The sequence below is a fragment of the uncultured Thiodictyon sp. genome (genome assembly GCF_903828115.1).
In the GTDB taxonomy this organism is placed as follows: Bacteria; Pseudomonadota; Gammaproteobacteria; order Chromatiales; family Chromatiaceae; genus Thiodictyon.
The window spans coordinates 1-7,959 of record NZ_CAIKKU010000024.1 but is presented as its reverse complement, the minus strand read 5'-3'; the positions used below and the strand labels follow the sequence as shown (position 1 = coordinate 7,959).

The following is a 7,959-nucleotide window of genomic DNA, read 5'->3' as shown; positions in this document are numbered from 1 at the left end:
TTGGCCAGGCGCGCGATGTGGATGGTCTGATTGGAGGCGGTGCCCCAGCCCAGCGGACAGGGCACGAAGATGTGGATATAGCGAGCGCCGCGGATCTCCATGGCGCGCTTGACCTTGGCCTCCAGGTCGCGCAGTTCCGACACGATGGCAGTGGCCACATAGGGGATCTCATGGGCCATGGCGATCAGCGGCAGGCTCTTGCCCTGACCGAAGACGTTACCGGGGGCCTCGCCGACCGCCGGGGTGGTGGCGGTCCGCGCGGCTCCGGGCGTGGCCGAGGAGCGCTGCACCCCGGTAAAGCACTGGCGAGACTGAAGCGTCTTTCGGGCGGCGGGACCGCCACTGCGGCTGCTACACTGGAGGGCATGGAAACCCCTACCCCCTGGCACCGCCTGTTTGGCATCGCCCTCACCGATCTCTTCACCGGGCGCCCGTGGCGGGTGGAGGTCGAGAAGGAACTGGCGCTGAAGAGCCAACGCCTGGATATCCTCATCATCGAGCGGGAAGCCAGCGCGGGACTCACCGCCGGCCCCGGCGCGCTCGCCGGTCTGCCCGATGGGCTGGAGGGTCTCGCGACGCACAACCTGCTGACCTACAAGTCGCAGCATCAGCCCCTCGACGCCTGGGCGCTGGACGAACTGCTCGGCCACTTCGTGACCTACCGCAAGCTGGTGTCGATCGAACGGACGCGTCAACCCAGCCTGACCCCGGACGGCGCCGGGCCGCCGCGCGAGCTGACGGAACCCACGCCGGGGTCTTACCGTCTCCTGCCGGAGGCCGATTTCGGCCTCTACGCCGTCGCCACGCGCACCCCCGAGAAGCTCCTCGCCCAGATCCCGGCCAGCGACCTGACCGCCACCCCTTGGCCCGGAGTCCTTGATCTGCGCTGGGGCGGACGCACAGTGAGGCTGATTTTTCTCGGGCAGATCGCCGCAGACCCGCGCAATGCCCCCTGGGAGATCTTCAGTGCCCGACTTGACCGGGTTCGCCACGGATTGCTGAACTATCATCCATACGACCCGCTCCGCAGCGACTTGCTGGCACAACTCTATTTTACCTACCGCCTGGAGGTACCCGACATGGCCTACACCATTGAGGACTTCAAACGCGACACCCTGCGCCTGCGCATCGCGCATTTGCATGAGCTCGATTCCGAGGACATCCAGGCCATCGTGGACCAGTTCCCCATCGAGGCACGTCTGCGCGGATTGGACTCGAAAGAGCGTTTGCGCGGCCTGGACCCGGAAGAACGCCTGCGCGGCCTGGACCCCGCGATCGTCGAAGAGTGGCTCAAGCGCCGCGGTCACTGAACCCGATTCCACACAGCACAAGATGGGTTGCAACTCATGCACGGCCTTGGGCTACGGGGTCGGCGGCGACCGCGGCGACGCGGTGCCCCACGGCTTGCGCTGCGCCTTCCGCGACTGGACCGGCGATCGGTCCAGTTAATGAGCACCTGGTGATACCTCTACCAGAGCGACTTTCGTGCCGGAACCTGCGCGCAGCGGCTAAATCATCGTTCCGGCCAACAAAGCGATTCTCATCCTCCTCTGCGCCTGCGCGTCTGCGCGAGACATGACAGGACTATCTCACGCAGAGGCGCAGAGGCGCAGAGAGAAGAGGCGGAACTCCGTAGGGTCCGCTGTGCGGACCAACGGCCTCGCGGTACGCTCGATGGCCGCAAGTATGACCAAGGTCCCATTGGCCAAGCGACTTCACTCGCCGCCGCACGCCCGCGGCACCCTCAGCCCCACGGGGTCCTTGCCGCCGCGCCTGGACTCGACTAGGACATTGGATGAAGAACGCCCGGATATCGCCAACGCGGTCCCATCGATGAGCACCCTGTCAGACCTCTACAAGAGCGACTTTCACGCCGGGACACAGCGGGCGGCAGCGCTCGTGCGCGAGCACAAGCTCGACGAGTTCAATCTCGATGACCTGGCCTAGGAGTTGGACAGCATGGGGGCGAAAGAGCGCCGCGAAGTGATGAACCGTTTGGACGTGCTGCTCGCCCATCTTCTGAAATGGGAGCACCAGCCCGATCACCGCACCAGCAGTTGGGACGGCACGATCCGGGAGCAGCGCCGACAGGTCGCACGGGAGATCAAGCAGAGCCCAAGCCGCAAGCCCTTCCTGCCCGAGGTCCTGGCCGATGTGTATCCGGATGCGGTGGATCGAGCTGGCTACGAAACCGGATTGCCGGAGCACCTGTTTTCCTGGGAGTGTCCTTACTCGCTCGATCAGATTCTGGAAAAGACGTTTTCTCCGGCCGAGAATTGAATAAGGCGCGATTATCGGCACCGTATCGATCTGACCCTGTCCCGCACGCTCACTGTAAGAAAACGGCTGACCAACGCCTGTTGGTATAAGGACAATATCTGCTGCTTATGTGCTCCCCATTTCTGCTTGAAGATCTGTTGCTTTTCTTCTAAAGTCCGGATCAAGCCTGCTTCCCTCCCGGTATTGACCAATCAACGCGTTATAATAAATCCGTTTATCTGCTGCATTGATGGCACAATCATACTCATGTCGCAATGCCCGAATTTTACGATGCCGCCTATTGGGGATATCAAGTTGTCCGTTTTGCGTCACTGCAGTGCCCGTTACAACCCGCGTTGCGCCCTTCTTAAAAGCGGATATTTTATGTCCCCGTAAGCCTGATTTTCTAATTATAATCTTTGCCTTTGGAATAAGGCTTCCGGTTACATTCTGCCCGGAGAAAACGATATCATCAACATACACCGTCATCACAGCGTCGATAGATGAAGCAAGGCCATTAAGCTCGTCGAACATTGGGCGATAAGCAAAAAAAGACATTATCGGACTGACAGAGCTTCCAGTAGGTAGGGACCCATTCCAACAGACAATGTTCGTGAGAACTTTTGCTATGTCTGGGCTGCATTGCAAATCATCCTGGAAAAAGCGAAAGACAAACCTATCGCTGGCATTCCTGTAAAAACCTTTAATATCAATCCGAATAAGCTGGCCGGGCGCCGTATGCAGGCTTGCATTTCTTACATATGAGCAGCCCTTTTTTGCGGACAGTAAATATGCTGGGGTTTCAATCCTGGCCAAAAGATCCTGCAACCGTTCCTGAATCTTCTTCAGCAAACCGACTGGCTCTTGAATTTCACGAGGTTTGTGACTCAATATCGGAAGTTTGGATGGGTATTTTGGCTTAGTTGGCCACAACCGATAACAATCTGGCGCAGTGGCAGAAGACATCATTTGTTTTATAGAAACACCAAGGAGGCCAGCCAATTTTCTCTTGCTAGCCAACTTAAATAAGCGAGATTGATCAAGCTTGTAGCCACTTCCCATACGAGTCATGCAGCAATTTTTTTGTTTCGGTTACGAATTGTTTCAATCCAGCTTAGAACCTTAAGCGCCTTCTCGGTGGCCGCAGACTTAACCTTTGTCGCCACATCACCGTCTTCAAGCGTTTCACAAAAAAGAAGGAGGTACGAAATAGGTATTTCAAACGCCTTCGCGTAACTATCGAGCAAATCAAGGCTAGGAGTCTTTTTTCCGGCTTCTAGCTCTGATAAGTAAGAGCGCGAAATACCTAAACGCTGAGCCAAGTCAGTTTGATTCATATCATGAAATGACCTTACAAGCCGAAGCGCCTCCCCTAATTTGGCTTTCATGGAATCAATTACTCTATAATTACTAACGAATTGCTTGCTAGAGGTTAGCCAGCCAAGACTCGAGGATCTCCCAAAGCCTTACTACTCGATCCCACCACCGCGCAAGGCTAATGATAAGATGAAGCGTCCACAAAACTGCAAAAAGCACCTTGCGGGGCCATTTTCGTTTTGGGTGAACTGGCGACGTTTGGTTGGTTTCATTTGACGTTCTTGCCATTGCTAATCTCTCAGAGTCACAGGTCAACACAACGCTGACCTTCTCGGATGTAACACTGAAGCTATGGCAAAGGAGGTAAAACCAAACGCTTGTCCCTCTAACAACAAACCCCGCCCCTCTCGGAGGGCGGCTATAGTCATGAGTCGGATGCGCGCACTCGGCGGCTGGGACGTCACGACGGGGGAGAGGCAAAGCCTCCACGGGCAGCAGGCCCAACGATTACCCGAAATCCTCCAACAAATGAAACCTGCGAGTTAAGATACCTGCCTGTTCGCCAAATGTCAACATTTGTTCGCCGCCAGCGAACAATCTAAACTCGATGCTGGGTATCTGCGTCAAGATCCTCACAGTTATCTCTGGTTATCAGCTCGTTAGAAGCTACAATGCCCACGCAGTGCTTGTAGACCACGCCAGGATAAGGGTTACTGTCTCTAGCCGGAATTCCGGCTTCCCGACCGAAATGACGGACTCCGTCACGCAGCCTGCGAGTCTGGAAACTGGGGCTTCCGGACCGACTCCCAGGTTTCGTCCGGTCATGTCACAGAAAAATAAGATGTTCTCAGGCACAATGTAAAGTCTCCGCACGGGCACTCCGGGAGCGTGGGGACGTATCACCTCGCTTACCGGAAGTCGTCTCCGCGGCCCCTCAGTGCAGCACCGCGTCCAAACTGTCGGCTGTAAGGATGCGGTCGAACCAACGCACCAATCTATCAGGGTCCGCGTTGGCGACGCGCTCGCAAACCGACTGGCTAGGGGGGCCGAACTTGAGGTCGATCAGGCGCAGGAGGATAGCGGCCTTGCCCTCCCGCCGGCCTCGCTCGACGCCCTGTTCAATGCCCTGCTCGACACCCTGCGTGACACCCTGTTGTCTGCCTTGCTCGATCTAGCGGTCGATAGCTGAGTCCATCGTCGATTTCCCCCCGATCTATCCGGCGCCCGGACTCACCCGAAGACCTCGGACAGACTTGCCGCGACCGCCGCCTGGCCCAACCACCGGCGCAGCCGCTCGGGGTCGGTGCAGTCGGCGATGGCCGCGCGCCGGGCGGGATCGGGGTCCAGTCCCCGCTGGGCCAGGACCAGGAGCAGGGCCTCGCGCAGGGCGGTGAGTGCGCCTTGCGTCTGGCCTTCTTCCCTCCCCTGCACCTGTCCCTCCTCACGCACGGCGTCGAGATCGCCGTAGCCCTTGCGCTGCAGCAGGTTCCGCAGCGTGGCCTCGTGGGCGGCCGTGCGGTCGAACAGGGCGGCCACGGGGACCGGGTTGCGCAGGATACCGGGGGCTTCGAGCAGTTCACCGGGGCGGCAGACCCGCATCGGCAGGCCCGGGGTGTGGATCTCGACGCGTGGGGGACCGACCAGCCGCACGACCCAGAGCACGCGTGTCCCACCGGCCAGCAGGTCGGCAATCCGGGCCCTGAGTTCGGGCTCGTCCTGGCCCGAATCTGCATACTCGACCGCCAACGGGGGGGCCGGGCCCTTCACCCAGCCGGCGGCGTCGGTGACATTACCCACCGCTACATCCGGCGCCCTCAGGGTGTTCGGCGTCAGGGCAAAACCGGTATCGACACCGGCCGACTCGACCGCGGGATCGCTGTCCAGCATCGCGGCCCCCACGAGGTTGGCCCGCGAGCCGCGCCCGCCCGTCGGCATGCATTGAATCGGGTGACCATCGGACAACTCGTAGGGGTCGCCGGGTCTGATCTGGTCGGCCCGGAACGGACCAGGGGCCTGGAAAGCCGGAACCGTCTTCGGCATGGGATTCACCCCGCGGTTCATCTGAAATGGGTGGGACCTGACGCGCTGTTGCGGCGGCCCAGGTGCGGCCCTCCCTGGCCGCCCGGGGTCCGGTCAGGCGTTCTCAGGCACCATGGTAATGGCCCCGCAGGGACACTCCACACTGCAGATCCCGCATCCCTTGCAGTAGTCGAAGTTGAACTCGAAGCGCATCCCGGGGCCGAGTTTGATCACGGCGTTGTCGGGGCAGACGCCGTAGCAGTTGTCGCACTCGAAGCAGTTGCCGCAGGACAGACAGCGCCGCGCCTCGAACAGTGCATTGGTCTCGTTGAGGCCCCCCACCACCTCCTCGAAGGTGGATTGGCGGCGGGCCTGGTCCAGGGTCGGCTGCACCGTCTTGGGCGCGTCCTCGTAGTACCAGGGGTTGATCTTCCTGAACTCGGCCAGGGCGTGCTTGGGGGCGGGCTCGTAGACCTCCCCGCGCAGCCAGGCGTCGATGTTGCGCGCGGCCTTCTTGCCGTGGCCGATGCCGATGGTCACGGTGCGCTCCGAGGGCACCATGTCGCCGCCGGCGAAGATGCCCGGGCGCCCGGTCATCATGTTGGGGCTGACCTGCACCACGCCGTCCTTGATCTCCAGCCCCGGCACGCCGTCTAAGAGTGACAGATCCACGTCTTGGCCGAGCGCCAGGACCAGGGAGTCGGTCTCCAGCGTCTCCAGCTCACCGGTGGGCTGCGGGAAGCCCTTCTCGTCGAGTTCCATCTTCTCGACCGTCAAGGTGCCCTCGTCGGACATGTTCTTGATGGTGGAGAGCCACTTGATCATGATGCCTTCCTGCAGCGCCTCCTCGACCTCGAAGTCGTGGGCGGGCATCTTCTCGCGGGTGCGCCGGTACACGATGATGGCGTCAGTGGCGCCCAGGCGCTTGGCGGTGCGGGCCACGTCGAGCGCGGTGTTGCCGCCGCCGTAGACCACCACGCGGCGCCCCAGCATGGGCTTTTCCTCGCCCTCCATGCCGCGCAGCACCTGCATGGCGTCGAGCAGGCGCGCCGCCTCGCCGGCCGGGATATAGGCACGCTTGGCGATATGGGCACCGACGGCGAGGAAGGCGGCGTCGAACTTGCCGGCCTGCATCGTCGCCTCGATGTTCTCGACCTTGGTGTTGAGCTCGAGCGTGACGCCTAAGTCCAGAATCCGCTGGACCTCGGCCTCCAGCACGTCGCGCGGCAGTCGGTATTTGGGGATGCCGAAGCGCATCATGCCGCCGGCGAAGGGCCCGGCCTCATGGATGGTCACCCGGTGCCCCAGGCGCGCCAGGTGATAGGCGGCGGAGAGCCCGGAGGGGCCGGCGCCGACCACCAGTACGTGCTTGCCGCTCACGGTTTCCGGCGGGTTGAACTTCCAGCCCAACTTGATCGCCTGGTCGCCCAGGAAGCGCTCGACCGAGTTGATGCCGACCGACTCGTCGAGTTGACCGCGGTTACAGGAGGTCTCGCAGGGGTGATAGCAGACCCGGCCCATCACGGCGGGCATGGGGTTGTCCTGGGTGAGGACGCGCCACGCCTGCTCATAGTCGCCGGACTCGGCGTGATAGAGCCACCCCTGGATGTTCTCGCCGGCGGGGCAGGCGTTGTTGCACGGGGGCAGCCGATCGACATAGAGCGGGCGGTAGGTGCGCCAACTCCCGGTCTTGTTGGCGAGCGAAGACCCGACGTCGAGGGTTATGGCAAAGGGCTTTTCCATCAATTGTCTCCTGCGCCGGCAGCGGCGACCGGGGCGGCATCGATGAGACCGAAGCGCCGGATATTGCGGTCCGCGAGCGCCTGAATGTGCGCGATGGCCGCGAGATTGGGCGTCGGGGAGAACAGATGCCCAAAGCGCCGCTGCGGCTTCAGATAGTCCTCGACCGGCAACTGCTTGCGGATCTTCGACACCTTGGTCAGTTCGCCGTGCTCGGCCGCGATCACCGGGAAGATGCCGGTCTCCTTGGCCAGGCGCGCGATGTGGATGGTCTGATTGGAGGCGGTGCCCCAGCCCAGCGGACAGGGCACGAAGATGTGGATATAGCGGGCGCCGCGGATCTCCATGGCGCGCTTGACCTTGGCCTCCAGGTCGCGCAGTTCGGACACGATGGCAGTGGCCACATAGGGGATCTCATGGGCCATGGCGATCAGCGGCAGGCTCTTGCCCTGACCGAAGACGTTACCGGGCGCCGCCCCGACCGCCGGGGTGGTCGCGGTGCGCGCGGCACCGGGCGTCGCCGAGGAGCGCTGCACCCCGGTGTTCATGTAGGCCTCGTTGTCGTAGCAGATGTAGAGCACGTCGTCGTTGCGCTCGAACATGCCCGACAGGCAGCCGAAGCCG

The 7,959-nt window shown here is 61.6% G+C and carries 8 protein-coding genes and 1 pseudogene; 3 read left to right on the top strand and 6 right to left on the bottom strand.

Going from position 1 to position 7,959, the window contains the following annotated elements; all coding sequences use genetic code 11:
- A pseudogene (locus QZY48_RS00890) lies at positions 1-290 on the bottom strand (pyruvate ferredoxin oxidoreductase); the annotation flags it as partial.
- 75 nt (positions 291-365) lie between these two features.
- Between QZY48_RS00890 and QZY48_RS00885 the strand changes: the two are divergent.
- Positions 366-1,310: a hypothetical protein gene (locus QZY48_RS00885; RefSeq protein ID WP_295426554.1), complete on the top strand. Its 945-nt coding sequence runs from the start codon at positions 366-368 to the stop codon at positions 1,308-1,310.
- A 649-nt stretch (positions 1,311-1,959) separates the two neighbouring features.
- The gene (locus QZY48_RS00880; protein ID WP_295426553.1) at positions 1,960-2,280 is read left to right on the top strand and encodes a DUF29 domain-containing protein; all 321 of its coding nucleotides are present in this window, start codon (positions 1,960-1,962) and stop codon (positions 2,278-2,280) included.
- Positions 2,281-2,385: 105 nt separating this feature from the next.
- Here the strand turns inward: QZY48_RS00880 and QZY48_RS00875 are convergent, their stop codons facing one another.
- Together QZY48_RS00875 and QZY48_RS00870 are read right to left on the bottom strand one after the other, a co-directional pair.
- Positions 2,386-3,321, bottom strand: a complete 936-nt coding sequence (locus QZY48_RS00875; protein ID WP_295426552.1) for a reverse transcriptase family protein — start codon at positions 3,319-3,321, stop codon at positions 2,386-2,388.
- 5 nt (positions 3,322-3,326) lie between these two features.
- On the bottom strand, positions 3,327-3,647 hold the full coding sequence (locus QZY48_RS00870) for a helix-turn-helix transcriptional regulator (RefSeq protein WP_295426551.1): 321 nt from the start codon (positions 3,645-3,647) through the stop codon (positions 3,327-3,329).
- Positions 3,648-4,513: 866 nt separating this feature from the next.
- Here QZY48_RS00870 and QZY48_RS00865 point away from each other — a divergent pair.
- Positions 4,514-4,765: a hypothetical protein gene (locus QZY48_RS00865; RefSeq protein ID WP_295426550.1), complete on the top strand. Its 252-nt coding sequence runs from the start codon at positions 4,514-4,516 to the stop codon at positions 4,763-4,765.
- Between the two features lie 41 nt (positions 4,766-4,806).
- On the opposite strand, the gene QZY48_RS00860 is transcribed toward QZY48_RS00865, so the two are convergent.
- From QZY48_RS00860 to QZY48_RS00850, 3 genes are all read right to left on the bottom strand, one after another.
- On the bottom strand, positions 4,807-5,616 hold the full coding sequence (locus QZY48_RS00860; protein WP_295426549.1) for a Uma2 family endonuclease: 810 nt from the start codon (positions 5,614-5,616) through the stop codon (positions 4,807-4,809).
- Between the two features lie 93 nt (positions 5,617-5,709).
- Positions 5,710-7,338, bottom strand: coding sequence for an NAD(P)-binding protein (locus QZY48_RS00855; protein WP_295426548.1), 1,629 nt, complete (start codon positions 7,336-7,338; stop codon positions 5,710-5,712).
- A partial coding sequence (locus QZY48_RS00850; protein WP_295426547.1) for a thiamine pyrophosphate-dependent enzyme occupies positions 7,338-7,959 on the bottom strand: 622 nt, incomplete at its 5' end. The genes QZY48_RS00850 and QZY48_RS00855, both read right to left, overlap by 1 nt.